A 25,079-nucleotide genomic window follows, 5' to 3' on the forward strand; every position below is an offset into this window, starting at 1 on the left:
GCGTTATACACCAATCGCTTAACAATTATTTGTCTGCGGATGCACTCAGACAACCTTAACGGACTCAATCAGCGATATCGTTACGTATAACATGGTATGCAGCTTATGAACTACCCCACCGCATAGGCGGATGGGGTTTCACCCGACCCACCTACTTGCTGAGATTTCTGACGCTTCTTCACCCCAAGTTGCCGCATACTTCCGCATGAGGTAGAGCTTGGCGGCTCTGCGTCTAAGAGGACAGTTCCTGCCCCCTTTGCCCAAATCAAGTTGACTTGGGCAGCATTTACGTCTCGATCTTCGGTATGACCACACTGAGGATTGGAGCAGACATGCACCCTGTCTTTGAGTGTTTTAGGTGTCAATTCCCAACACTTGGCGCAACGCTGAGAAGGTTTGAGCTTTTGGGTGGGGGATTCAAGATAGAACCCACCAGCTTCCGCTAATTTGTACTCAAACATCTTGCCAATCATCCCAAAGCCAACGTCAAGAATAGAGCGATTTAGCCCAGACTTCTGAGCCGATCGCTTGTCACCCTTTTTAACTTTGCGAGTCATTCCTTTGACGTTTAGTTCTTCTCCAGCAACTAGGCTATTACCGCTGACTATGCTGCTGGTTGTTTTGTGTAGCCAATCCTCACGCTGACGTTTGACCTTGCGTTGCAGTTTGGACACTACTTTGCGCTGTTTCTTCCATCTGCGTGAAGCTTTGATTTTCTTGTTTCGGTTGGGTGCGCGTTTGCGTCGCAGATTTTTAGATGCTGCTTTGACTTTAAGTTGTCCTGCTTTGATGAAGTCAGGTTTGGAAGCCTGCTCTGCCGTAGATAACGTGATTGCTTCCTTGCAACCCAAATCAATCCCTACCGCACCATCACCCGTGGTTCTTACTGGCTCACAATTGATCGTAATAGAGGCATACCATTTCTCGTTTCTAAAAACGATGGTGCAAGTGGTGGGCGTACCCCAAGTTCTTGCCTGTCCTCTCATTTGAATCCTTCCTAGATTAGAAAGGTCAAGATGACCGTTTTCCCCATCCGTATCAGCATTCCAGCCAGATTTAGCGGGATAAGTCCACCCTGAATAGTGGCGAATTGATTTGAATTTGGGATACCCGCCCAAGCCTTTGAAGAACCGTTGAAACGCTAAATCTACACGCTTCAAAGTTGCTTGCAAGGCTTGTGAACCTAGTTTTTTATACTCTGTCCAGACTTCTTTGAAATCTGGCAAGCTATTCTGTTGCTCGAAGTAATCAACCGAGTGCCCAAACTTTTGATATTGGATTTTACGGTTGGCTAAAGCCGCGTTATACAAATCCTTGTGCATCCGTCGCCACTCACGAAGCTTGCGCTCCTGAGCGTCACTTGGATACAGTCGAAATGTAATACGTCTCACAGCCACCTTACAGTTACCTCTATTGATTGCTTGACTCGATATTTAGAACTACAATCAGTATAACCTAAATTGCGGAATTGACTAGATATCCTTATGTCTCAACTTAGAAGGGGTTCTCATGTTATTTTTAGGATTCACCTGCATATCGTCTTCGTGACCAAGTATCGGCGTAAAGTGCTGACTCAACCTATGTTTGACACAATGAAACCCGTATTTGAACGAGTGCTAGAAGCAAATCAATGCATCTTGACTGACTTCAACGGTGAAGCTGACCACGTTCATTTCTTAGTTGACCTACACCCAAACAACAATATCTCTGACTTAGTAGCGTCTCTCAAATCAGCTTCTAGTCGGGTATTGCGCCAAGAATTCAAAGAAGAAATAGACAAGGTTTATTGGGGAAAAGCAAAGCTTTGGCATGACTCGAAATGCATTGTTTCGTGTGGTGGCGCTCCCTTGGAAATCGTCAAACAATACATTCAGGAGCAGTCCGGTGGGAGGTTGGCTAATTCGGGGGCATCGAACCCCGCTCATTAGCTGCGCTATCCATCCCCACCGTGTAGACGGATGGGGAATTCCGCTTAATTGTTAATCGCTTCTTAGGGCTGCAATCGGATCGAGTTTAGCGGCATTGCGGGCTGGAATTACGCCAGCCACCAGTCCCACGATCGCCGATAAACCAAACCCCGCAATAACAGATAACGCGGAGATAATAAAGGGAAACTTGAAGGCATTGGCAGCACCAAAGGCGATCGCTATACCAAGCGCAATGCCGATGCCTCCTCCCACAATTGACACAATAATTGCTTCCGTGAGAAATTGACTGAGAATTGCACTTTTAGTCGCGCCTACGGCTTTACGAATGCCAATCTCGCGAGTGCGCTCCACAACCGATACCAGCATGATATTGGCAATGCCGATGCCTCCGACTACAAGAGAGATCGCCGCGATCGCGCCGACCATGAGCGTCATCAGTCCCACTACGTTGCCAAACGTGCTGATGATATCCGCTTGATTGGTGATGCGAAAATCGTCTAATTGGGGTGGATAGATGTTGTGACGCAGGCGCAGCAGATTAGTCACCTGAAACTGGGCGGCCTCCATCTCATCTTCGCTGGCGACCTTAACCCAAAAACCGCTGATTGAGATACCCTGGAGTGCGTTGGTGCCGACAATGCGCGATGACATATTTAGCAAGGGAATATATACCTGATCGTCTTGATCGAAACCTCCCGTAGTGCCCTTGGACTCCATCACGCCAATTACTTGATAAAGATTACCCTGCAAGCGAACGCCCTGCCCAATAGGATTAGCACTGCAATTGGGATCGGCAGACTTAGGGCTTTCAAACAAATCCTTGCATACCTTAGAACCCAACACTACAACCGACTTGGCCGTATCCACTTCCTCTTGAGTGAAATATCTTCCCTGTTGTGGCGTGAGATTTCTCACAACCGGAAAATTCAAATCCACGCCATTTAATAAAGTTAATGTATTCGTATTGCCGTATGCAGCTTGCCGCTGTCGAGTCAGATAAGGTGCAACCTGCTGTACGGCAGGGGCTTGGGTCGCGATCGCCTTGGCATCATCCAGGGTAAGTGTAGAAGCCGATCCTCCACCTAGACTAATCCCTCCCGTGCGGGATGCACCGGACTGGATATTAAGCAAGTTCGTGCCGAGAGATTGGATCTGCTGTTCGGTGGCTTTCTGCACGCCCTGCCCCACCGAAGTAATGGCAATGACAGAGGCAATGCCGATAATCACACCCAGCATGGTCAGGCTGGTGCGCAAGCGATTGCTCCATAGAGATTCCAAAGCCATCGAAATTACTTCGGAGATTGGGATGACAGTAGCGCGCGATCGCCGTCTCCGGGAAGGTGTAATTGGTTTCGGCTTGGCGATCTTGTCAGGTTTAGTGACTTGGGTAGACATAGGAAAGTCTCTCGAAAATAAAATGCCTTTGGAGGTCTCCCCCCTCATAATCTCAATCGGTTGAGGGCAGGCACCGAGGTGCTGTCCCTACAATTGAAACACTATCTAACGCGCGGTTGCAGGCCAGGGATGCCGCCAGGGATGGTGCTTTGCGGTCGGGTTCCTTCAGGGAAGGAAATAAAGATTTTTTCATCGCCATTTAAGCCCGACTTAACCTCAGTTTTATCATTTACGGTCACGCCAGTTGTAATTGTTGTGAATACGGGCGGTTCTCCTTCTTTGCGTACAAATACGCCCGTACCGCCTGCTTGCCGCGCGATCGCCACCGTAGGTACTACCAGTGCATTTTCCAGTCTACCTACCTTAAAGTCTACATTGACATTCATCCCGGCGCGCAACTGCTGCTTGGAGTCCGAGAGAATTGCTACTTTCACTTCAAAGCTAGTTACGTTCTGCTGCACGGTAGACTGGGGCGAGATTTCGATGACTTTGCCTTTAAAGCTCTCTCCTGGATAGGCATCAGCTTGAATCTTCACTTCCTGTCCTAGTTTTACGAGTGCAATATTTACTTCCGCCACATTAGCGATGACGCGATTTGTACTGGCAAGTGAAAGGATAGATGACGCTGTGGCCGACGAGACAGTGCTGCCGGAAGTAGTTGGTGTAACGAAGGCACCTGGATCGGCGTACTTGCGGGTCACAATGCCGCTAAAGGGAGCGCGGATAACCGTATCTTCGATTTGCGCCTGGATTACTTGCATAGAGCCTTGAGCTGAGATTACCTGCGCTCTGGCCTGGGCAATATCCTCTGGGCGCGAGCCAGCCTGTTGCAGGGATAGGGCTTGTTCTGTTTGCGCTACCTTGGCTTTAGCTGCATTATAGGCAGAACGAGAGTTTGCCAGTTCCCTTTCGGAAATTGCGCCGTCGTTAAAGAGCTTCTGGTTCTGGTTGAACGTAAATTCTTCCTTCTGCAAATTGGCGCGATCGCTATTCAGATTCGCCTGAGCCTGGGCAATTTCTTGCTGGCGATTGCCCGCCAGTAGTTTTTGCAGGTTTGCCTCCGCCGATGCTACTTGTCCTTGCGCCTGGATCAGTTGGCCCCTGAAGTTGGAGTCGTCCATGTAAGCCAGGACCTGACCTGCTTCGACGCGATCGCCTTGTTTGACCAGCAGTTGTTTGAGCCGACCTGCGGTTTTAGGGCTGACATTAATCAGCATTTCCGGCTGTATGGTGCCGTTAGCGGATACAGTAATCGGCAACGATACCCTTTCGACTTTGACAGTGCGTGCCCTGCGCCTACTTTCGCGATTTTGACTGGCAGTATAGTTTTGGTAAATTAAATAGCCACCAGCCGCGATCGCCCCCAACACCACCAACACAATCAGCCATCGGATTGGTTTAAATCGGCGGCGCTTAGGTCGATCTAGTTCCCATTCCGGTTCGGGGAGTTGAGTAGTACTTTGGCTGAAATTACGATCTTGCCATTTATCGGGACGATCGCCGTTAGCCTCAGCGCGATCGCCTAGTGTCAGTGAATCCGACTCGACTTCTCGATCTTGTGGCGAGTTTACTTCTTTCATGATCGCGACTCTAGTTTGCCTTGTGCTTCAGTCAGTTTAGAACTCTGTCACCCTGAGGTAAGTAATTGGCATCACCAGCCTATTGTGAAAGGCTCCTTTCCTCAAGCTTAAATTTAAGCCTTAACTAGCAACGATTTTAGACTAGCTTAAGTTTGGTTTGGTTCAAGCAATTGCCCGATTCCTTAGCTATAGTAGTTTTAAAGAATTTCTGACAAATTAAGGTATCTAGTAAAAAGATAGAGATTAATCTATTTCCATAAGCAGGTTCCATAAATCAAATGTAATGCGTCAAACTACAAACTCTATAAAGAAATCCTCTCAGTTTTATTGCCTGGCCCTGTCAGCCGCGATCTCCACTGCTGCAATTTTGGTCTATTCTGGTGGCTTCGTTCAAGCAAAGATGAGCCAGGATAGACAACTAGAGCGATCGCAGCCAATTCTATTAGCTCAAACCCAATCCCAAGCTCTAACTATACAAGGGGCGCTATTATTCGAGCGCAATCGCTTTCAAGAAGCGCTAGCGGCTTTTAAACAGGCAACCCAACTCGATCCCGAATTGGCAGAAGCCTGGTACGGCCAGGGGCGAGCGCTGGCTCGTCTCAAACGCCCCCAGGAGGCTCTGGTCGCCTATGCGAAGTCGATTCAGCTGAAGCCGGAATTTGTGGATTCTTGGGATGGGCTGATCGGCACGTTGTACTCTCTTAAGCACTATCAAGAACTGCTGGCATTTAGCGATGAAGTGTTGAAATTAAAATCTGACTTTCCCTATGCTTGGATTGGTAGAGGTACGGCACTGTATGGCTTGCAGCGCTATCAAGAGGCATTAGTCGCAGCGAATAAAGCCATCCAACTGCAACCCGATTTAGCTCCGGCCTGGAGCGGTCGCGGCAACATACACTTGCGATTAAAGCGCCCGCAGGAGGCACTAGCTGACTTTGATAAATCTATTCAATTAAATCCCGAAAGCTTCGATGGTTGGTACTATCGCGGTTATGTCTTAGACGAACTCAAGCGCTATGAAGAAGCTCTGCAAGCCTACGATCGCGCGCTCAGGATCGCTACTGCCAACATTGTTTCTATGCCTTGGCACAATAAAGGGATTACGCTCAATAATCTAAAGCGCTACCAGGAGGCGATCTCTGCCTTCGATAAAGCCATCCAATTGAATGACTACTTCTCAGAATTTGTCAATCTCACCATAGCTGACTCCTGGTATGGGCGCGGTGTTGCCCTGTTTGCGCTTAAACGCTATCAAGAGGCAGTAGCTTCATTCGATCGAGCGATCGCCGAGCGATCGGATTTTGCCGACGCGATTAAAGCTCGCAGTGTTGCCCAAAGGTGGTTGAGATAACTAGCTGACTAATAGCTGCTTGTCATCTTGTTTGGAGCTAGAACCGTTCTCTCCGATGTTCTCCTGTATCTGGATGGGCGAAGGAACATCTTGCTTGCTAAATTTGAGCGCTGCTTGAATCAGCCCTTGAAACAGAGGATGGGGATGGCTGGGACGAGATTGGAACTCGGGGTGAAATTGGGTAGCGATGAAATAGGGATGGCTGGGCAACTCGATCATCTCCACTAATCTACCATCAGGAGAAGTGCCGCCGATCGCATAACCGGAATCTAGGAATTGATTGCGATAGGCATTGTTGAACTCATAGCGGTGGCGATGGCGTTCGTAAATTACCGAATCGCCGTATAGCCGACTAGCTAGCGTGTCAGGCATAACCCTACAGGCGTAAAGTCCCAAACGCATGGTACCGCCCAGATTCACAACATCGTGTTGTTCTGGTAACAAGTTAATTACGGGATTGGGAGTTTCGGGATCGAACTCAGCACTGTTGGCAGCTTCAAGGTGAGCTATGTTACGCCCCCACTCGATCACAGCGCACTGCATCCCCAAACACAAACCCAAAAAAGGAATCTGATGTTCGCGGGCGTACTTCACTGCTGCCACTTTGCCATCCACACCCCGAATGCCAAAGCCGCCAGGAACCACGATCGCGCTGGCATCTTTTAAAAATCGCTCCGCGCCAAATGTCTCGATATCTTCCGAATTAATCCAGCGCACGTTGATGGCACTGTTGAGGGCAGCCGCACCGTGACGTAATGCCTCGATTACTGAGAGATAAGCATCAGTGAGGCGGACGTACTTACCAACGATCGCCACTTCAACGGAATGTTCGGCACGATACAGGCGCTCTACTAAGGTTTGCCAACTGCGCAGATCCGGCTGTCGCTGTTCGAGATGTAAAAGTTTGAGGGCTTGCTCTGCTAAGCCTTCGCGCTCCAAAGTCAAGGGCACTTCGTAAATTGTCTTGACATCCTGACCTGTGATGACGCATTCCGGCGAGACGTTACAGAATTCTGCGATCTTTTCCTTAATGCCTTGTGGTAGGGGGCGATCGCTGCGACACACCAGCATATCCGGCTGAATCCCCACTGCTTGCAACTCCTTGACCGAGTGTTGGGTGGGCTTGGTTTTCATTTCTCCTGCTGAGGGAATCCAGGGTACGAGCGTGACGTGCAGGTACATGACGTTGTCGCGCCCCGCATCTTTGCGAAACTGGCGAATTGCTTCAATAAACGGCAACGACTCAATATCCCCAACCGTGCCGCCGATTTCCGTAATCACGATATCGGGGCTAGTGTTGCTGGCAACTCGGCGAATTCGTTCTTTAATCTCGTTGGTAATGTGAGGAATCACCTGGACGGTACCGCCCTCGTAATCTCCGCGTCGTTCTTTATTAATTACAGCTTGATAAATAGCCCCAGTCGTGACATTGCTGAGTTTGGAGGTAGAGGTGTCGGTAAACCGTTCGTAATGACCTAGATCTAAGTCTGTTTCGGCACCATCCTCAGTTACAAATACCTCACCGTGCTGAAATGGGCTCATTGTGCCCGGATCGACGTTGATATAAGGATCGAGCTTTAAAATCGCCACCGAATAATTGCGCGATTTGAGCAGCCTGCCCAAGCTAGCAGCGACAATGCCTTTCCCAATGCTAGAAACGACTCCGCCAGTCACAAATATAAACTTAGTCATAGCTCTGAGCATCCACAACCACTAGCAACAAGTAGTGATTATAGTCTGTATTACTACTCAGCCATCAAGTGTATCAGCAAGCTAAAGCTAAAGCCTTTGGCATCTGCTTGGCACTAGGTAATGTTTGCAGGTATGAGGCAAAAACTGGATTGAAGAGAGCGCCTTGCCGCTTTTGGCGTAACAAGGTAACTGCCTCTGCTCCGGTCATGCCTAAATACGTGAGAATAACACCAGCTAGTAGCGCCGAGCGATTGTATCCCATCGCGCAATGCGAGAGAACCTTATAGCCGTTTTCAATCAGATTAGCGCCGAATTTTGCGGTTTGATGCAATTTTTGTAAGTCTGGCAATTCTTGCCTGTCATCAAACTGGAAATAAATATAAAGCATTTGATTCGGTACAGTAGGGATACCAAGATCGATACCTCCATCCAGGTCGAAAATAGCTGTGATGTTGCGTTCAAATATTGGCATCCAATCATCAATGTCAGGTGAGATAAATAGCTTGCCATCTCGATCGATTTGAAAAATCTCCATAGTCACTCTCCGCTAGGTATAGATATCATCATGGGCGACATCTATCTAACTAGCTGCGATCGCGATCGCAGGAGAGTGACGATCTTCGTCTCAGGTCGCAGTCAAGCCTCTAGCTGTTTTGGATGCGATTAGACATACGAACCACGTTCCAAGTCCTCCAATACCGATGGCAATTGGGGATTCCATCCCAATAGCTCCTTTGCCCTGGCTCCTGAAATCTGCTGATCGAGCACCAAAGCATCTGCAAGCGGCCCCATGACCTGGCGTGCTGCTTCTAACGGCCACGATTGCGGTTCGCCCGCCACGCCCGCACCGCGCATAGCAGCGGCAGCAGCATCGCGTACCTTTACGGCTTCACCGCTAGCGGCGTTTAACACCGTTCCGGCAGGGGCTTTCTCCAGTGCCAGTACGTACAGATCGGCCAGATCGTTGACGTTGACCATTTGCCAGCGATTTTCTCCCGTGCCAATAAATTGCACCCCGCCTTTCTCTTTGGCTGATTTGACAAAGCTCGAAACCACGCCGCCACCACGACCATAAACGAGCGCATTGCGCAATATAATCGTCCGTATCCCCTGTTGCGCTGCTGCCAGGATGTGCTGCTCGATCGCGGGACGAAATGCCACTATGGGTGTCGGAGCGAGGGGGCTTGCTTCCGTCGCGATCGCATCGCCCGTATTGCCATAGATCCAGGTGCCGCTGGTGTAGATAAAAGTCTTATTGGTACCGGCAAAGGCAGCTAGAACGGCCTCAACGGTCATGCGATCGCTTTGCGGTGTATCGGGGCCGTTAGTTGAAGCCGTGTGAATTATGGCATCTGCCTCGCTGGCAACTTGCATAAAACTATTGGGATCGGTAATGCTACCGCGATGGGCGCGCATGCCCTTTGCCTCTAGTTTTGCTTGAGATTCATCGGAACGGGCTAAGCCAATTACCTGATGTCCTGCTGCTTGCAGCGCCTCTGCCACTGCACCACCAATATAACCTGTCGCACTTGTTAAAAAAACATTCATTATTATCTACTCCTATCAAATCTATAAATTCTTGTTTAACATCTATTTCGCTGCGCGCATGGAATTTACAAAGCGCTGGAATAGATAATCAGCATCGTGCGGGCCAGGGCTGGCTTCGGGATGGTATTGGACTGAGAAAATCGGTAAGGATTTATGTTCTAGACCAGCTACGGTGCGATCGTTGAGATTGAGGTGCGTCACCTGAGCGGAGGAATTGTCTAGAGATGTACCATCGATCGCGAACCCATGATTTTGACTGGTGATTTCCACTTGCCGATCGGAAGTAGGGAGCTGATTTTTGGCGGGTTGATTGAGACCGCGATGTCCGAACTTGAGCTTAAACGTATCCCCACCCATAGATAGCCCCAGAATCTGATGGCCTAAACAAATGCCAAATAAGGGTTTATCAGCATTTAGTAAGGCTTTTGCGGTTTCAATTCCTTCCGTTACCGCAGCAGGATCGCCAGGGCCATTAGAGAGGAATATGCCATCGGGGTTGTATGACAGGATTTTCTCAATGGTTGTATCGGCCGGTACAACTATGACGCGACAACCATAGCTAACCAAGCGGCGCAAAATATTGCGTTTAATCCCAAAGTCGATCGCTACCACAGTCAGAGGTTTGCTAGTTTCAGGGGGAGCTTCTATAAACTCCCATGCTGGTGGCGTTGGTTCCTGCCACTCATAAATTGTCGATGTCGTCACTTCCTTAGCCAGATTTAACCCCTGCATTGAAGGAGCAGCTAAAACCCGATCTAATAATTCCTGGGGGTCGAGTATTTCTGTGGAAATGCCGCCATTCATCGCACCCTGAGAGCGGATCTTGCGCGTTAGCGCCCGCGTATCAACCCCCGCAATACTGACAATATTATGTGCTTTTAAATAGTCGGGTAAGGATTGCCGCGATCGCCAGTTGCTAGGGGTAAAGGTAACGTTGCGCGCGATCGCCCCTTTGACCTGTGGATGGTCAGATTCCTCATCTTCAGGGGTAACGCCCGTATTGCCCAATTCCGGACAAGTAAATGTAACGATTTGCTGACAATAGCTCGGATCGGTCAACACTTCCTGATAGCCTGTCATGCCGGTATTAAACACAACTTCACCGATCGCCGTTCCAGACGCGCCAAAGCCATAACCTTTGTATGTAGTACCATCAGCCAATACAAGAATTGCCGGTTGCTTCGCCATAATGTTTTGTGTCCCTTCTGAGCAATCTCGAACATTATACGGGTTGTTGGGGTTGGGTGATGGGCGATGGGTGATGGATGTTGGGGGTTGGGGACTCGGGGGCGGAACGCAGGGGTTTAGCATTTGTGGCGAATGCTTGCGTTTGATGCGCAGACTATCGAACAAATGCTAAACCCTTACCGGGGATTGGGATCTGTTGTGACGAATGCTTGCGTTTGATGCGCAGACTATCGAACAAATGCTAAACCCTTACTAACGATGTGGCTTATTCCAGATCGGAAAGAGCCGCGCCAAAGTTGATGTGAAAAGGCTGGTTATCCAGTACCAGTGCTGGTACGGATTGAACCCCTCGTGCTTTTGCTTCTGCAATTTTGTCCTTGCGATCGCCCAGGTGGACGATCTCTAGTTCGTAGCGACCGGGATCGAGGGCACGAGCCACATTCTGCTCGGCGCTGAGGCAAACTGGACAGCCAGCATGGTAGAAGGTTGCTTTTGATTTCATTGATTCGTTCTCCTGCACTTGGATGGCAACATCACCCTATCAAAGTCACTAAAGCTGCGAAAGGAGTTACGATTTGGTAAGGTAGGTACTTTTCAGTACGGATTAAGCAGATGGTCGAGCCAGAAAATTTGAGTACTTTTGTTAAGCATTCATCTGCGATCGAAATGGCTGAGGATATCTTTGGCTGTAAATGGTCGCTGACAATTCTGCAACTGGTAAGGCAAGGAATCTGTCGACCTGGTGTCATGGAACGTAGTGTGGAAGGATTAACGACCAAGGTTCTAAACGAGCGCTTGCGCAAACTAACGCGCTACAAGATTCTCCAACGCCATGCCTATCCGGAGATCCCACCTCGGGTTGAATATTACTTAACCCCCATTGGTGAAAAGTTTGTTGCTATTGTAGACAAACTTTCTGAACTTAATGAAGAACTCAAAGATGAAGTGAGTGGCGATGATATAACTCTACGGGATCTGGTTTGATATGGTGGCCTGGTGTCTGCGTTCCAGCACTCTGCCCTAAGACGAATTGGGAACATTTATGGAGCAAAAACACTTGTCGTCATATCAGCCATCTCATGGTGGGAACGTAGAATGGGCAGCCGCGATCGCGGGATGCATGCCCTCGGAGATTCTAGATTTTTCGGCTAGTATCAATCCCCTCGGCATGCCCGCTAGCGTGAGGCAGGTGCTGCAATCTCCCCATATACTCGCACAAATCCATCACTACCCCGATCCAAATTACACCCGCCTTCGCCAGGCGATCGCTAATTATCACCAGATTTCACCCGATTGGATTATGCCAGGTAATGGGGCAGCAGAACTTCTCACCTGGGCATGTCGAGATCTCGCGGTACTGGATCTGGTGAGGCTTCCCGTCCCCGCCTTTGCCGACTATCTTAGAGCTTTGAGGGCAGCGAGTGCTAACTTTGAGAAGATCCCCTTAGAAATAGGAAATGAGATGGAAGATCGGGGAGGTTCCAATCGCCAATCCAATCGCCAATCCATTGGCATTCTTCTGAATAATCCCCATAATCCCACAGGTAGGCTGTATCAACGACATCAGTTTATTCCCCTGTTGGAGCACTATGACCTCGTAGTCATAGACGAGGCATTTATGGACTTTCTGCCACCATCGGAGTCACAGAGCGCGATCGATTTAGTCGAACAACACCCCAATCTCGTCATTTTGCGATCGCTCACCAAATTTTATGCTTTGCCCGGCTTGCGTATTGGTTATGCGCTCGCCCATCCAGATCGCCTGCGCGCTTGGCAAACCTGGCGCGACCCCTGGAGCGTAAATTGTTTGGCAATGGAAGCGGCGATCGCTGCTCTTGCGGATCGGGAATTTCAAAGCAAAACATGGCAGTGGCTGCCAACTGCCAGAACGTATCTTTACAAACAGCTCGAACGCATTCCTAGTATAAGCCCCATGACGGGAGCGGCAAATTTTTTACTAGTACGCTCGGAGCGCCCCGTGTTGCCGTTGCGCGATCGTTTACTGTCCGAACATCGCATCCTCATTCGCGACTGTCAGAGCTTTCCGGAACTGGGCGATCGCTATTTTCGTCTCAGCATCAGAACCATAGAAGAGCAAGAAAAGTTACTGCAAGGCATCACCCTGAATGCGACTTAATTGCTGGTCTCCAATCCTGAGGAGATAGACTCGCAAATTTGGCTTTCACTCTTTAGATATAGCGCCAGAATGACCACAATCGGGGCTGGTAAGTTAATATTATTTAATAATTTGCAAAACATCTAAAATTTAGATATAGCAGTCAATGTCCAGACACATCTTGAAATATAGAGGTTTTAAGATGCCGATCGCTGACTGCTACTAAGCTAATAGCTATATATCCCGATGGAGCGTTAAGCAGTGAAGAATAAGAATTGGAGAACTTTTGGGCTATATGCACTGCTCGGAATCGTGGCGATTACGTTAGGTGCCACCTTAATCGACAGTGGCCAAAATAAAGCCCTGGAAGAATGGCGCTACAGCCGATTGCTAGAGGCAGTGAAGAGCAAACCTCCCACCGTATCTAGAGTAATTGTTGGTTCGGATCGCACTACAGCCGAAGCGATAATTGCTGGGGGTACAACTGGCAGCAAAAAGGTACGAGTTTATCTACCTAACGATCCAGAGTTTGTGAATATACTTCGAGAAAACAAAGTCGAGTTTGACGTTGTAAACAGGCGCAACGACACGGCTGTGTGGCAAACTCTCAGCAACTTCATATTCCCGATTTTGATCCTGGTTGGTTTATTTTTCCTACTCCGCCGCGCCCAGGTCGGGCCTGGCAGTCAGGCTATGAACTTTGGTAAGTCCAAAGCCAGAGTACAAATGGAGCCGCAAACCCAAGTCACATTTGGCGATGTGGCAGGGATCGAGCAAGCCAAATTAGAACTGACTGAAGTGGTAGACTTCCTCAAAAATTCAGATCGCTTCACAGCCGTAGGAGCCAAGATCCCTAAGGGCGTACTTTTGGTAGGTCCTCCTGGTACGGGTAAAACTCTCTTGGCCCGTGCAGTAGCTGGGGAAGCAGGCGTACCTTTCTTTAGCATCTCTGGCTCTGAGTTTGTGGAAATGTTCGTGGGTGTTGGTGCGTCTAGGGTGCGCGACTTATTCGAGCAGGCAAAATCTAACGCTCCTTGCATAGTCTTTATCGATGAAATTGATGCTGTAGGTCGTCAGCGCGGCGCTGGTCTGGGCGGCGGCAACGACGAGCGCGAGCAAACCCTCAACCAGTTACTGACTGAAATGGATGGCTTCGAGGGCAACACTGGTATCATCATCATCGCGGCAACTAACCGTCCCGACGTACTGGATGCCGCACTCTTGCGCCCAGGTCGCTTTGATCGCCAGGTGGTAGTAGATCGTCCTGACTTTGCTGGCCGTCTAGAAATTCTGGGCGTGCACGCTCGTGGCAAGACGCTCGGTCAGGATGTCGATCTCGAGAAAATAGCCCGTCGTACGCCAGGATTTACAGGTGCGGATCTCTCCAATTTGCTGAATGAAGCCGCAATCCTGGCGGCTCGCCGCAATCTCACCGAAATATCAATGGATGAGATTAACGATGCTGTGGATCGCGTTTTGGCAGGCCCAGAGAAGAAGGATCGCGTCATGAGCGACAACCGCAAGAAATTGGTCGCTTATCATGAAGCCGGACATGCTCTGGTAGGGGCGCTGTTACCCGACTACGATGCCGTCCAGAAAGTGACAATTATTCCACGCGGTCGCGCTGGCGGCTTGACCTGGTTTCTGCCTACCGAGGATCGGATGCAAAGTCGCGCTTACCTGCAAAATCAAATGGCAGTAGCGCTGGGTGGCCGTTTGGCTGAAGAAATCGTATTTGGTGAGGAGGAAGTCACCACAGGTGCGTCCAGCGATTTACAGCAAGTGGCAGCGATCGCGCGTCAAATGATCATGCGCTTTGGCATGAGCGATAAGCTCGGCCCCATTGCCCTCGGTCGTTCTAGCGGTAACATGTTCCTCGGTCGCGATATTATGTCCGAGCGCGATTTCTCCGAAGAAACCGCCGCTGTCATCGATGCTGAAGTGAGCGATCTAGTATCATCTGCCTATAATTGCGCTAAGCTGATTTTGACGCAGAACCGTCACATCCTGGACACAATTGCCCAATTGCTGATCGAGCGCGAAACCGTCGATGCCGAAGAGCTACAGGAAATTATCAACACCAGCGATGTTAGAATGGCAGGCATTCTCTAATCTTTGCAGCAGTACCTAAGTACTTAGGTAGCTAGCTCCATCATTTAAGGATAGGACTTACGCATTTAGCGTAAGTCCTATTTCATACGTAGTCCGATTGCACTAGCGCTACAATGACATCAAACTTTTGTTCAGGAGGCAAGTTTTCTGACAGATCGTCTGGACGATCCCGCTATTATAGAGCTTTACGAAGAAATCGGTAACCTTGCCATCCGATTTCCACTGCTTCATTGTGAAGAATGTGCTAACGCGCTTAAACAGCGGCTAAAACAACGTGCAATCCCTGGCAAACTTTGGCGACTTTCGACTCAGTATGATACGGAAGACTTTATCCTCAGTAAGCGCCTTGAGCAACAAGGCTGCTTGGAGACCATTACTGAAAATGGCGTTCACTATGGTGTGGAAGTCTTTGGGAAAATCTTTGATAATCTTTCTAAGCAAGGACTTTCACCAGAAGATTGGGGTAGTGATTTCATTTCTCTATCTAATGAGTTTGAAGTTGTAGTAATTGAAGAGTTTTAAAAAGTCAACTTGGTGGAGCTAATTCACAATGAATGCATTATTCGATCTGCTTGAAAAAATTAAAAACAAACCCGCCCTGTATATTGGCAATCCCTCCATTACTAACCTAAGAATGTTCGTCCTTGGCTATCGTTTTGCGAGATCGGAGTTGAATATTGTCAATACTGAAGCAGAAACTGACTTCCATAAAAACTTTCAACCATGGTTACAAAAACGCCTGTCAATCCGTACTGTTAATGCTTGGGACAAACTCATTTTACTAACCTGTATTAACGAACAAGCCGCATTTGAATACTTCTTTCAATTACTAGATGAGTTTCTCCAGCGAGATAAATGTCACGACATCGACCCAATGCTGGTCGAATCATCCGCAAAAGATAGCAAAAAAGTTGCATAAGGACTAAGAGTCTATGCTGATGCATATTACTACTCCCCATGTGTCAGGCAGTACATCCATAGTCGTATCATCAGGAAAGGTTAAACATTTTGTCTAACTACCGTATCCATGTAACTAACAAACTTCTTAAAGCAGACTTTCAGCCAGAAAGTGTAGCGATCGGGGTGCGCTTGAATATCGTCTCTCAGGTCATTAATCTCGATCCAGCACCAGTCTTCCGCTTCTTCTGGATTTAAAATCGGTTTGCCATTGAATTCTCCCACAAATACGCGATCGAACTCGTGTTCGATCAATCCGTTGTCCAGGTTTGCCTGGTAGGTAAAATTGAAGATTTCGTGGAGGTCGCAGCTAAATCCCATTTCCTCCTGAAGTCTGCGCCGGGCTGCCGCCTCAGTAGATTCCCCCGGTCTGGGATGGCTGCAACAGGTATTCGTCCAGAGTCCGCCGGAATGATACTTAGAGCGCGATCGCTTTTGCAGGAGAAGTTCGCCCTTAGTATTAGTGACAAAAATCGAGAAGGCGCGGTGCAATAAACCATCCCGATGCGCCTGCATCTTCTCTGCTATGCCAATGGGGCGATCGCGTTCGTCCACCAAAATTACTTGTTCTTCCATCACAAACATTAACTCTGCTACTTTAAAGAAATTACCTCAAGCTGACCGTCGATTTCAGTCAAAATCTGATGCGGCTTTTGGCTAGGCAACAATACAATCCAGCGCCGACGGGCATTAGCAGCAATATCGCTAAAAATTAATCCTCCCTTACTATCAAACGCAATTACCATCGGATAGTGGCGATCTCCAACATCAATCTGTTGTCGCGATAGTTCCAGGAGCAAATCGTTTTGACCGTCGCCGGTAATATCAACTGATTGAAAAGACCAACTTCTAAGTTGTTGTTTGAATTCTTCTTGTTCCAGAGAAACACTACCTAGCCCCTGTAACTCCCCGTAGATTACCCTGACAATTCTATCTTCGATCTCCTCATCTACAGTACTCAGGGAAGTTTCTACGCCATTTGCTCCGACAAACGCGTTATTCCCACCTGCGACTACTGCTGTCAGGGGCGAGCTATTCAACAAACCTGTTAGTTCCTCTGGCCCGCTGGCTAGCAATCTTAATTCACCACTGCCAGTGACTGAAAGCGAGTGGGCTGTGAGATAGTTCAGATCGTTCTGCCCGCTTGTGTTAGGAAGGGATACAGATAAGCTGGGGTTGCGCTCCATACCCAAGGCTTCCCATAGAAAGAGAGGCGATCGCCCTGCCAAACTGGGAAATGGACTGTTGCGCCATGTGTCGGCATCTTGAATGACGGTAACATTAACTGCGTACCAGGCTTGCCCAGCAGGTAATGGTGGTGGCGGAATCAGCCAGCCATTGCCAGGAGTTTTGCCCAGCGAGGTAATCGTGCCCAGCATCCGATCTGGCTGAATGCCCAGGGGAGAAACATCAAACTTTTGCAGGAGGGCGATCGCATTTTTTACATCTCCTGTTTGAGCTTGCAACCAGTTCTGGGCAGCGGCAAGCCCATCGCGTTCCAGCACTATTAATGCACCCCAAGTAAAAACCTCTGACTGTGGTGCTAGCTTGAGCGCTACATTGACTCGATGCCAAATGTGAACGCCATAGAGTTTGAGCATCTCACCCGTGCTTTTTGCGGTAATTTCCGAACTGGATGCAGCATCTAGAGCCGCTTTCCAACGCCCATCTAATGCTAGAACTAGTGCCTGTTCGCCAGGATCGGCAATAGTTTTATCTGCCTGCTCCTTAAGGGCTTTGGCGTGCCAAGCGATCAGTTGATATTGCTCCTGTACAAACGGAGACCATGCGGTACCCTTAGACTGAAGTTCCGATTTCCAGGCTTCTAACTTTTGCAGTGCCGATGACCACAGCCCGCCACTGGCGAATAATAGAGCATCGCTATAGGGTTTGGGCATTTTTAAACCTTCGTTGAGATTTATTTCTCTCAACTGCAGGGGATTGATAGGATTGCGAGATGCCTCCACGCTATACACCGCAAGACTGGGTTCAAAAGCCTGCGATCGCTCTACAACTAACTCTGGCTCATTGGGCACCAGTGCAGGCAGGTCTTGCTGCGGAGCATTTTCGGAATTGGAGTCAGGACTATTGCGAGTAAAACTAACATCGGTAAAATCTTGCCACTGCGGCGATTTAGAGGCTGGACTAGTCCAGTCGATCGCCCAATTCAAGCTGGGTTGAGGTTGGGCGATATAGTAAAACACCTGCCCGTAAGTAATGTTATCCGCCTTGCCAGTTGCCATAAACCAGATACCGCGACTGGGTGAAGTCCCCTCAATCGGCTCTAATTTTGTCAGGGGCATCTGGTTATTCGCTTTACCTGGTTTGAGCTGCTCCGTTTTGTACTTAAACACGGGCGCTCTGACAAAGTACTCGTCTGGGGGAGTGATATCTATTTTTCTAACTAGCTGAAATTTTTCCTCTCCATTCGTACTCGTTAAAGGCTGATAAACCCGAATTTCCTGAATCTCGTTGCTCCTGGTCAGTAAAACTGGGTAAATACTATCGTTGATGTTAATTGGCAGCTTTTCCCCTAGACGCAGATCGGATCTGGCCAGTTCGACATTGATTTCAGCGATCGTTTTGGGTGGGTTTACACTGGCAAGTGGTAGCGATCGCCCATCACGCGGATAAAACCAGGGCATGGCAGCGGGATTAGTGACGAGCTGAATGCCCAAATAGGTTAACCCGCCTAGCACGAGCATAGATAAGGGTAGGATTAATTTACTCATGTCGATCGCCGCCCCAAGATCCTCTTGAACGTCAGGGTGGGAATCGTTATAGTCGTTATTATTGCGATCGTCTTTTAGCTGTATTTCCATGCGTTAAGATCGAAGCATTAATTAAAGCAAAAGCACCAAGCCGAAACAGTTCAAAAACTGCGGTCGGCCTCAAGCTAAATTGAATCCTGCCGGAATCTTGACATTGTAAGCCACAATGTTAAGTCGTAGTTGCAGGTCGGTTGTTGCTAACAGGTCTTAAACTGTAGTTATTAGTACCTTAAATTGCAAAAAGTCTCATTACGAATTGTTAACTATATCGATCGCAAATGATTTGTGAAAAAGGGGGTGTGGGGCGCAGCCCCACGCAGGGTGTAGAACCCCTGCACCCCGTTCGCAAACGAATTGGCGTAGCTATAATTACTTAATGTCTGGTCGAATGTTCGCTTGTAAACTCTAGTAAACCTCAATCGTAAACTAACTGAGCCAACAGATTATGTCTACATCACCATCACAATCGCATGTCAGCTCCGATCGCGTGATTATTTTTGATACCACCCTGCGCGATGGCGAACAGTCGCCCGGCGCTACCCTGAACGTGGATCAGAAACTAACCATCGCGCATCAACTGGCACGACTGGGTGTTGACGTAATTGAAGCGGGGTTTCCCTTCGCTAGCCCTGGCGACTTTACTGCCGTTCAACAAATTGCCAAAGCGGTTGGCACGGAAACCGGCCCCATTATTTGCGGTTTAGCCCGCGCTACAGCCAAGGATATCGACGCGGCAGCCGAAGCGCTCAAGCCCGCTGCTAAAGCTCGCATCCACACTTTCTTGGCGACCTCCGACATTCATTTAGAGTACAAGCTCAAGAAAACCCGCGCTGAGGTATTGCAAATTGTGCCGGAGATGGTCGCTCATGCCAAATCTAAGGTGGCGGATGTGGAGTTTTCACCCGAAGATGCCGGACGCAGCGATCCGGATTTCTTGTATCAGGTACTCGAAGCCGCGATCGCGGCGGGAGCCACTACGGTAAATATTCCCGATACGGTGGGCTACACTACGCCAGCGGAATTTGGAGCTTTGATCAAGGGCATTAAGGACAACGTGCGGAATATCGATCGGGCGATTATTTCCGTTCACGGACACAACGATCTGGGTCTAGCGGTGGCTAATTTCCTAGAAGCTGTGAAAAATGGGGCGCGCCAGTTGGAATGCACGATCAATGGCATTGGCGAACGGGCGGGTAATGCTGCGCTTGAAGAGTTGGTGATGGCAATGCACGTCCGCCGCCAGTACTTCAACCCATTCTTGGGTAGACCGACGGACTCCACTGCCCCACTTTGCAATATCGACACGAAGCAGATTTACAAAACCTCGCGCATGGTGTCTAGCCTTACGGGTATGCTCGTACAGCCGAATAAAGCGATCGTGGGTGCGAATGCCTTTGCCCACGAATCGGGGATTCACCAGGATGGGGTCTTGAAGAACAAGCTTACCTACGAGATTATGGATGCCCAGTCGATTGGCTTAACCGACAACCAGATTGTTCTGGGCAAGCTTTCCGGTCGCAATGCCTTTGGCACCCGCCTGCGCGAGCTGGGCTTCGATTTGAGCGAGCAGGAATTAAATAAGGCGTTTGTGCGGTTTAAGGATCTAGCCGACAAAAAGAAAGACATTAGCGATTGGGATCTAGAAGCGATCGTCAGCGATGAAATCCGTCAGGTGCCCGATGCCTTCAAGTTGGAGCACGTGCAGGTAAGCTGCGGCGATCGCGCTACTCCCACTGCTACGGTTACCATCCTCACGCCCAATGGAGAGGAACTGACAGATGCGGCAGTGGGCACTGGCCCCGTGGATGCGGTTTACAAAGCCATTAACCGCCTCGTGAACGTGCCCAATCAACTGATTGAGTTTTCGGTGCAGTCAGTGACGGCGGGGATCGATGCTTTGGGCGAAGTGACGATTCGGCTCAAGCACGATATGGGTATTTTCTCCGGTCATGCGGCAAATACCGATATCATCGTGGCTTCGGCACGGGCTTATATCAACGCGCTGAATAAGCTGTACTATGCGCTCGCTACCACTACTACCAAGGCAAAATAAGGCGGTTGTTTTTAAGGGACTGGCAGGAAAATAAGATATCCGCGATGTACTACGGCTAGCACCTAACACAGCCTGCGATTGGGATATTATTTAACCCCAAGTCCCTAAAAAGTATCCATGTGGAAATCACCTATGACAACCGAATCACCAAATCTTGAGGCAGCATTTCAACGATTAACCAATCAAATTTCCGATCTAGCAGTCCATGTAGTCGAGTCTGCCCACAATCACGACGCAGCATTAGCTAAAATCAATAAAACCCTCGATCGCGTTGCAGAGAGCCAGGCTCGGCATGAGCAGGTTCTCGATCGCATCATTAGACCTCTTGCAAATTAGCCAACTGAGGAGCCTTGAGAGCGTTCAAAATTGTAGAGACCAGCAATTAGATTGCAACGCAAACCAAAGCGGTGACGACGATTGCGATAGCGTCCAGATAAGATGCGGAAGATCTTCAAGCGGCGATTAACATGCTCAATGCCAACCCGTTGGCGCGCAAGTTGGCGGTTGAACGCTTTCTGCTCGGGCGTAAGCTGACCACCTTTCGGTTTCTTGTGGGGTAAGCGGCAGTAGAGATGCAGTTTCTGGATGCCTTGATAACCCTTGTCCTGCAAACTCTCGGTTTGAGGATGGAAATGGATGCCAGAAGCTTTGAACAGCTTGAAATCATGCCGTCGCCCCTTGCCGAAAAACGTACAGATAATCTGCCCAGTAAGAGCGTCAATTATGAGTTGACATTTGAGCGTGTGCCCTTTCTGTTTGCCGCTATAAAAGGCACGTTGGTGCCGCTTAGGACGCTCAATGCGAGTTTCAGTCACATCAACGATCGCGACTGTAGGTATCCCAAAGCCCCGCACCAACTGGCGCTTCCCAGGTAGTCGAAAGCGACGTGAGCGGATTAAAGTCTCCTCTACCCAATGCACTATTCGACAAACTGTAGACTCGCTGATGCCCCAACTAGTGGCGATGTGAAAGTAGGTGCGATATTCCCGCCAATACTCGAAGGCAACCAATATGCGGTCTTCTAGTCCGAGTTTAGGCTTGGCTCCAGGTGTTGGCGTTGCTCGCCACTCTGGTTTAAGCACTTTCACAATTGCTTTGAACGTATTAGTCTCGATACCAAATCGACGCTTAAAGTGTGCAGCAGGTAGGGTTTGCGCTATTATATAGTTCATCATCAGGACGCTTTTTCGTTATTGCTATGTCCTGATATTTTCCTATCTTGGGGTTCTTTGGCAACTCAACCTCAACCTAATCTGCAAGAGGTCTATTGAAAGCCAAATTCGGCAAGAGCAGGCTCTGGATCGCATCATTGAAAGCCAGATTCGGCAAGAGCAGACTCTGGACAAAGTTAACCAGACTCTCGATCGCGTTGTGGAAAGTCAAGCAAAAGATCGGCAACTCATAGAGCAGTTAGCAGAAATAGCCGCTAAACAGGCGAAAACTGTTGACAAATTGATCGATCGGCATAGCTGAAGGGATAGGGATAGCCCCAGCTATCCTTACTCGTACCAGATTTGCTCGATCCGATCGGCGATCGCCTCTGCCTCTGCATAGTCGTCGGCTAAAACTGTGGCGTGACCGAGCTTGCGTCCTGGCTTGGAGTTGAGTTTGCCGTACCAGTGTAGGAATGTGTTGGGTATTTGGGCAATTTGTTGCCGTTTGCTGTTATAGGTACTATTGCTAATTTCATAGCCCAGTAAATTCACCATAATTGCGACTGGGCTGGTCATGTGCGTGTCGCCCAGGGGCATACCGCTGACAACTCGTAACAACTGCGCAAATTGAGATGTGGGGCAAGCTTCGATGGTGTAATGTCCGGAATTATGGGTGCGCGGCGCAATTTCATTGACGCTGACCTCGTCATCGCCAGACAGGAATAGCTCGATTCCAAATATACCAACCAGATTCAAGCTAGAGACGATATTTTTAGCGATCGCCTCTGCCCTAATTGTTACTTCTGGGGCCACTCGGGCGGGGGCGATCGTGCGACGACAGACCTGGTCTACTTGCTGCGTTTCCACAACCGGATAGATGGCACGCGCTCCTGACTCAGACCGTGCCACCATCACGGCCAACTCTGCTTTGAAATTCACGTATGCCTCTAGCAAGGCGGGGGCTTTCCCCATAGCCTCCCATGCTATTAGTAATTCGCTCTCAGATTTCACAATGCTGGTGCCCTTGCCGTCATAGCCATGTCGCCGTGCCTTCAGGACGGATGGGTAACCCAGGATCTGGGCTGCTTCTAGCAGATCTGACTCGTCGGAGATCGATAGGAAATTAGGAGTGGGAATATGATTTTTTTTGAGATGCTGCCGCTGGGTATATTTATCTACCAACATGCCCAGCATCTCTAGTGTTGGCAAAAACTTAACCCCTACGCGCTCTAGCTCTGCCAGTTGTTTCAGATTGACAAATTCATTTTCAAACGTGATCGCATCGCTCATTTGAGCGATCGCCCTGGTGGCAGCAAAGTCATCAATTTCACCAATTACCATGCGATCCGACGCTGCTGCCGCCGGTTCATCTTTATTCGCTGCCTGAACGACTAAAGCTAAGCCTAGTTGTTTGGCAGCGATCGCCATCATCCACGCAAGCTGACCGCCGCCAATTACACCTATTCTTTTTAGCAATCTGCGATCGCCCATAATTTCCAAAACTTGACCCAAGCTTGCCTTACTGCCAACAGTCATTATATAGCCATGGACAGATCTGTTAGGACAGGGGGCGTGGGGGCGCAGCCCCCACGCAGGGGTTTCACCCCTCCCTACACCCCGTCCTAAGCCTGTTGGCTATAGCTATATTGGTGTATGAACTGCAAGGAAACCTGATTTTTTAAACTAGAGGGTGCCATGAGCAAGAACTTAGAGTCAACCAGTAAGTTTTTAAGCCTGGTTCTCCGACATCGACCTGAGACAATCGGGCTTGCCTTAGACGAGGCAGGTTGGGCCAATGTTGAGAGCCTGATCGAGCTAGCAACAAAGCATAAACACCCACTATCCCGCGAACTAATAGAAGAAATTGTCGCTAAAAATGATAAAAAGCGATTTTCTCTTAGTGCGGATAGCTCGTCTATTCGTGCCAATCAGGGACATTCGGTTAAGGTTAATTTGGGTTTAGCTATTGCTGTACCTCCCGAGCTTCTGTACCACGGCACAGCAACCCGTTTTATCGAGTCAATTAAGTTACATGGTTTGATCCCTGGCTCCAGACAGCACGTTCATCTTTCATTTGACATTGAAACGGCTGCTAAAGTGGGACAACGACATGGCAAACCGATAGTTTTAATTGTAAAGGCATTGCAAATGTATGAATCTGGGCGATCGTTCTATCTGTCAGATAATGGCGTTTGGTTAACTGAGTCAGTTCCAACGACTTTCATACAATTTCCTTAATCGTTCCTTTGCTATATTAGTTGCGGGTATTTTTTTCTTGAGAGAGTTTTTCTATAGAAATAGGGGTTGATGCTCCTATTTCTAGTTTCTGCTGCTCTTTAAAGTTAGCGATCGCTCGCTCGAATGCTTGGTCGGGATCGACTTTAACTGTTTGTCGATCTGTTGTCGTGCCACCTGAGAGCCAGTCGATTGCAGATTTAACGCTTTCTACTGGAGTAACTGTAACCTCTTTGCCAAACCGCAAAAATTCCATGCTGCTACCGCTCAGAGGAGCGCTAGTTGGGCGCATTTCCTGTAATGTTTGGTGCGATAATGGCACGCTATTGCTACTGGAGCCGTTTGACCCGATTGCTATTTGCGCATCCAAGCTCGATGGCACAAATACAGTAAAAACCGCCATCATACTGCCACAAATGGCAGCGTATAGAATTTTAGGTTGCATCTCTAGTTTTACTCCACGTAACGAACACCTTGCTGACAGTACTTGACGTTTATTTTGCTTGGGAAAGTGCCAAGTTTAATGCGAATCTTAATTAATCTTTAGATTTTGGAAGTATAAACTTTGTAGCGTGGGATACTATTAAATATTTCGTAACTATTACTTATCTATTATTTATTCAATCCAAGGGAGATTAGGAGGGTAGGAGATATGACCGAGTTTTCTGATTTTTTGAGACATCGATTTGCCTACGTCGCAGTCGGAGAATTTAAGCCCGGTAAATTTGCTGAAGCCAAACAGCTTTTTGAACAGGCGATCGCCACTTACTCACAAGGATTCAAAGGAGCTTATTTACTCCAAGAACCAGGGACTGATAAGGGAGTTGCGATTATCTTTTGGGAAAACATGGAAGACATCGAGGCAAACCAAACTGACGTTTACAAAGAAATTCTCAACAAGATGTCCCACCTTTTTGCCAAAGCCCCAAAGACAGCTTTCCACGAAGTCTGTAGCCTTATCCACCCATCTGTCGCATCAAGCGCCCTAAATTAGATGGG

General features: G+C 48.7%; 24 protein-coding genes. 11 read left to right on the forward strand and 13 right to left on the reverse strand.

Annotated elements, in window-relative coordinates:
- Positions 1–110: 110 nt before the first annotated feature.
- A complete protein-coding gene (locus tag PSE6802_RS0115555) occupies positions 111–1,397 on the reverse strand; it encodes an RNA-guided endonuclease InsQ/TnpB family protein (protein ID WP_193372409.1) in 1,287 nt (428 codons plus the stop codon).
- Positions 1,398–1,484: 87 nt separating this feature from the next.
- Between PSE6802_RS0115555 and tnpA the strand changes: the two genes are divergently transcribed.
- Positions 1,485–1,928 (forward strand): IS200/IS605 family transposase, encoded by a 444-nt coding sequence (tnpA, locus tag PSE6802_RS0115560; protein WP_019500973.1) that lies wholly within the window; start codon positions 1,485–1,487, stop codon positions 1,926–1,928.
- Positions 1,929–1,979: 51 nt separating this feature from the next.
- Here tnpA and PSE6802_RS0115565 read toward each other — a convergent pair whose 3' ends face one another.
- Positions 1,980–3,212, reverse strand: a complete 1,233-nt coding sequence (locus tag PSE6802_RS0115565) for an ABC transporter permease (protein ID WP_225902732.1) — start codon at positions 3,210–3,212, stop codon at positions 1,980–1,982.
- A 212-nt stretch (positions 3,213–3,424) separates the two neighbouring features.
- Complete coding sequence (locus PSE6802_RS0115570; RefSeq protein ID WP_019500976.1) at positions 3,425–4,903, reverse strand: HlyD family secretion protein; 1,479 nt, start codon at positions 4,901–4,903, stop codon at positions 3,425–3,427.
- A gap of 283 nt (positions 4,904–5,186) precedes the next feature.
- On the opposite strand from PSE6802_RS0115570, the gene PSE6802_RS29195 reads away from it, so the two are divergent.
- On the forward strand, positions 5,187–6,254 hold the full coding sequence (locus PSE6802_RS29195; protein ID WP_019500977.1) for a tetratricopeptide repeat protein: 1,068 nt from the start codon (positions 5,187–5,189) through the stop codon (positions 6,252–6,254).
- Here the strand turns inward: PSE6802_RS29195 and PSE6802_RS0115580 are convergent, their stop codons facing one another.
- From PSE6802_RS0115580 to PSE6802_RS0115605, 5 genes are all read right to left on the reverse strand, one after another.
- A complete protein-coding gene (locus PSE6802_RS0115580) occupies positions 6,255–7,946 on the reverse strand; it encodes a CTP synthase (RefSeq protein ID WP_051050581.1) in 1,692 nt (563 codons plus the stop codon). It lies immediately after the preceding gene.
- Between the two features lie 73 nt (positions 7,947–8,019).
- The gene (locus tag PSE6802_RS0115585) at positions 8,020–8,481 is read right to left on the reverse strand and encodes a protein-tyrosine phosphatase family protein (RefSeq protein WP_019500979.1); all 462 of its coding nucleotides are present in this window, start codon (positions 8,479–8,481) and stop codon (positions 8,020–8,022) included.
- 128 nt (positions 8,482–8,609) lie between these two features.
- A complete protein-coding gene (locus PSE6802_RS0115595; RefSeq protein ID WP_019500981.1) occupies positions 8,610–9,494 on the reverse strand; it encodes an SDR family oxidoreductase in 885 nt (294 codons plus the stop codon).
- 42 nt (positions 9,495–9,536) lie between these two features.
- Positions 9,537–10,682, reverse strand: coding sequence for a glutamine-hydrolyzing carbamoyl-phosphate synthase small subunit (gene carA / locus PSE6802_RS0115600; RefSeq protein WP_019500982.1), 1,146 nt, complete (start codon positions 10,680–10,682; stop codon positions 9,537–9,539).
- 265 nt (positions 10,683–10,947) lie between these two features.
- Positions 10,948–11,184 carry a thioredoxin family protein gene (locus PSE6802_RS0115605; protein WP_019500983.1) on the reverse strand — a complete coding sequence of 79 codons (237 nt, stop codon included), beginning with the start codon at positions 11,182–11,184 and terminating at the stop codon, positions 10,948–10,950.
- Between the two features lie 110 nt (positions 11,185–11,294).
- Here PSE6802_RS0115605 and PSE6802_RS0115610 point away from each other — a divergent pair, with 110 nt between their 5' ends.
- From PSE6802_RS0115610 to PSE6802_RS0115630, 5 genes are all read left to right on the forward strand, one after another.
- Positions 11,295–11,666, forward strand: a complete 372-nt coding sequence (locus PSE6802_RS0115610; RefSeq protein ID WP_019500984.1) for a winged helix-turn-helix transcriptional regulator — start codon at positions 11,295–11,297, stop codon at positions 11,664–11,666.
- Between the two features lie 58 nt (positions 11,667–11,724).
- Positions 11,725–12,819, forward strand: coding sequence for a threonine-phosphate decarboxylase CobD (gene cobD / locus PSE6802_RS0115615; protein ID WP_019500985.1), 1,095 nt, complete (start codon positions 11,725–11,727; stop codon positions 12,817–12,819).
- Positions 12,820–13,059: 240 nt separating this feature from the next.
- A complete protein-coding gene (ftsH, locus tag PSE6802_RS0115620; protein ID WP_019500986.1) occupies positions 13,060–14,910 on the forward strand; it encodes an ATP-dependent zinc metalloprotease FtsH in 1,851 nt (616 codons plus the stop codon).
- Between the two features lie 195 nt (positions 14,911–15,105).
- Positions 15,106–15,432, forward strand: coding sequence for a papain fold toxin domain-containing protein (locus PSE6802_RS0115625; protein ID WP_225902733.1), 327 nt, complete (start codon positions 15,106–15,108; stop codon positions 15,430–15,432).
- 28 nt (positions 15,433–15,460) lie between these two features.
- The gene (locus PSE6802_RS0115630) at positions 15,461–15,829 is read left to right on the forward strand and encodes a hypothetical protein (RefSeq protein WP_019500988.1); all 369 of its coding nucleotides are present in this window, start codon (positions 15,461–15,463) and stop codon (positions 15,827–15,829) included.
- Positions 15,830–15,909: 80 nt separating this feature from the next.
- On the opposite strand, the gene idi is transcribed toward PSE6802_RS0115630, so the two are convergent.
- A complete protein-coding gene (gene idi, locus PSE6802_RS0115635) occupies positions 15,910–16,443 on the reverse strand; it encodes an isopentenyl-diphosphate Delta-isomerase (RefSeq protein WP_036946313.1) in 534 nt (177 codons plus the stop codon).
- Positions 16,444–16,460: 17 nt separating this feature from the next.
- Positions 16,461–18,689, reverse strand: coding sequence for a hypothetical protein (locus PSE6802_RS0115640; protein WP_019500990.1), 2,229 nt, complete (start codon positions 18,687–18,689; stop codon positions 16,461–16,463).
- Between the two features lie 394 nt (positions 18,690–19,083).
- On the opposite strand from PSE6802_RS0115640, the gene PSE6802_RS0115645 reads away from it, so the two are divergent.
- Entirely contained in the window at positions 19,084–20,691 is a 1,608-nt protein-coding gene (locus PSE6802_RS0115645; RefSeq protein WP_019500991.1) for a 2-isopropylmalate synthase, read from the forward strand.
- 132 nt (positions 20,692–20,823) lie between these two features.
- Positions 20,824–21,027 carry a hypothetical protein gene (locus tag PSE6802_RS0115650; protein WP_019500992.1) on the forward strand — a complete coding sequence of 68 codons (204 nt, stop codon included), beginning with the start codon at positions 20,824–20,826 and terminating at the stop codon, positions 21,025–21,027.
- Here PSE6802_RS0115650 and PSE6802_RS0115655 read toward each other — a convergent pair.
- Positions 21,024–21,863 carry an IS5 family transposase gene (locus tag PSE6802_RS0115655; protein WP_019498088.1) on the reverse strand — a complete coding sequence of 280 codons (840 nt, stop codon included), beginning with the start codon at positions 21,861–21,863 and terminating at the stop codon, positions 21,024–21,026. The two genes, PSE6802_RS0115650 and PSE6802_RS0115655, sit on opposite strands and share 4 nt — an antisense overlap.
- 327 nt (positions 21,864–22,190) lie before the next feature.
- A complete protein-coding gene (locus PSE6802_RS0115660; protein WP_019500994.1) occupies positions 22,191–23,381 on the reverse strand; it encodes a 5-(carboxyamino)imidazole ribonucleotide synthase in 1,191 nt (396 codons plus the stop codon).
- A 159-nt stretch (positions 23,382–23,540) separates the two neighbouring features.
- Here PSE6802_RS0115660 and PSE6802_RS0115665 point away from each other — a divergent pair, with 159 nt between their 5' ends.
- Positions 23,541–24,083, forward strand: coding sequence for an RNA 2'-phosphotransferase (locus PSE6802_RS0115665; protein ID WP_019500995.1), 543 nt, complete (start codon positions 23,541–23,543; stop codon positions 24,081–24,083).
- 16 nt (positions 24,084–24,099) lie between these two features.
- Here PSE6802_RS0115665 and PSE6802_RS0115670 read toward each other — a convergent pair whose 3' ends face one another.
- The gene (locus tag PSE6802_RS0115670) at positions 24,100–24,525 is read right to left on the reverse strand and encodes a hypothetical protein (protein WP_019500996.1); all 426 of its coding nucleotides are present in this window, start codon (positions 24,523–24,525) and stop codon (positions 24,100–24,102) included.
- A 207-nt stretch (positions 24,526–24,732) separates the two neighbouring features.
- Between PSE6802_RS0115670 and PSE6802_RS0115675 the strand changes: the two genes are divergently transcribed.
- Positions 24,733–25,074 (forward strand): antibiotic biosynthesis monooxygenase family protein, encoded by a 342-nt coding sequence (locus tag PSE6802_RS0115675; protein ID WP_019500997.1) that lies wholly within the window; start codon positions 24,733–24,735, stop codon positions 25,072–25,074.
- Positions 25,075–25,079 lie beyond the last annotated feature (5 nt).

The sequence above is a fragment of the Pseudanabaena sp. PCC 6802 genome, assembly GCF_000332175.1.
GTDB lineage: Bacteria > Cyanobacteriota > Cyanobacteriia > Pseudanabaenales > Pseudanabaenaceae > PCC-6802.

Bases quoted from the DNA above. Each gene is read 5' to 3' on its own strand.
- tnpA (WP_019500973.1), top strand. From the start codon at position 1,485: ATGTCTCAACTTAGAAGGGGTTCTCATGTTATTTTTAGGATTCACCTG.
- PSE6802_RS0115565 (WP_225902732.1), bottom strand. From the start codon at position 3,212: ATGGCTTTGGAATCTCTATGGAGCAATCGCTTGCGCACCAGCCTGACC.
- PSE6802_RS0115570 (WP_019500976.1), bottom strand. From the start codon at position 4,903: ATGAAAGAAGTAAACTCGCCACAAGATCGAGAAGTCGAGTCGGATTCA.
- PSE6802_RS29195 (WP_019500977.1), top strand. From the start codon at position 5,187: ATGCGTCAAACTACAAACTCTATAAAGAAATCCTCTCAGTTTTATTGC.
- PSE6802_RS0115580 (WP_051050581.1), bottom strand. From the start codon at position 7,946: ATGACTAAGTTTATATTTGTGACTGGCGGAGTCGTTTCTAGCATTGGG.
- PSE6802_RS0115585 (WP_019500979.1), bottom strand. From the start codon at position 8,481: ATGGAGATTTTTCAAATCGATCGAGATGGCAAGCTATTTATCTCACCT.
- PSE6802_RS0115595 (WP_019500981.1), bottom strand. From the start codon at position 9,494: ATGAATGTTTTTTTAACAAGTGCGACAGGTTATATTGGTGGTGCAGTG.
- carA (WP_019500982.1), bottom strand. From the start codon at position 10,682: ATGGCGAAGCAACCGGCAATTCTTGTATTGGCTGATGGTACTACATAC.
- PSE6802_RS0115605 (WP_019500983.1), bottom strand. From the start codon at position 11,184: ATGAAATCAAAAGCAACCTTCTACCATGCTGGCTGTCCAGTTTGCCTC.
- PSE6802_RS0115610 (WP_019500984.1), top strand. From the start codon at position 11,295: ATGGTCGAGCCAGAAAATTTGAGTACTTTTGTTAAGCATTCATCTGCG.
- cobD (WP_019500985.1), top strand. From the start codon at position 11,725: ATGGAGCAAAAACACTTGTCGTCATATCAGCCATCTCATGGTGGGAAC.
- PSE6802_RS0115630 (WP_019500988.1), top strand. From the start codon at position 15,461: ATGAATGCATTATTCGATCTGCTTGAAAAAATTAAAAACAAACCCGCC.
- idi (WP_036946313.1), bottom strand. From the start codon at position 16,443: ATGGAAGAACAAGTAATTTTGGTGGACGAACGCGATCGCCCCATTGGC.
- PSE6802_RS0115640 (WP_019500990.1), bottom strand. From the start codon at position 18,689: ATGGAAATACAGCTAAAAGACGATCGCAATAATAACGACTATAACGAT.
- PSE6802_RS0115645 (WP_019500991.1), top strand. From the start codon at position 19,084: ATGTCTACATCACCATCACAATCGCATGTCAGCTCCGATCGCGTGATT.
- PSE6802_RS0115650 (WP_019500992.1), top strand. From the start codon at position 20,824: ATGACAACCGAATCACCAAATCTTGAGGCAGCATTTCAACGATTAACC.
- PSE6802_RS0115655 (WP_019498088.1), bottom strand. From the start codon at position 21,863: ATGAACTATATAATAGCGCAAACCCTACCTGCTGCACACTTTAAGCGT.
- PSE6802_RS0115660 (WP_019500994.1), bottom strand. From the start codon at position 23,381: ATGACTGTTGGCAGTAAGGCAAGCTTGGGTCAAGTTTTGGAAATTATG.
- PSE6802_RS0115665 (WP_019500995.1), top strand. From the start codon at position 23,541: ATGAGCAAGAACTTAGAGTCAACCAGTAAGTTTTTAAGCCTGGTTCTC.
- PSE6802_RS0115670 (WP_019500996.1), bottom strand. From the start codon at position 24,525: ATGCAACCTAAAATTCTATACGCTGCCATTTGTGGCAGTATGATGGCG.
- PSE6802_RS0115675 (WP_019500997.1), top strand. From the start codon at position 24,733: ATGACCGAGTTTTCTGATTTTTTGAGACATCGATTTGCCTACGTCGCA.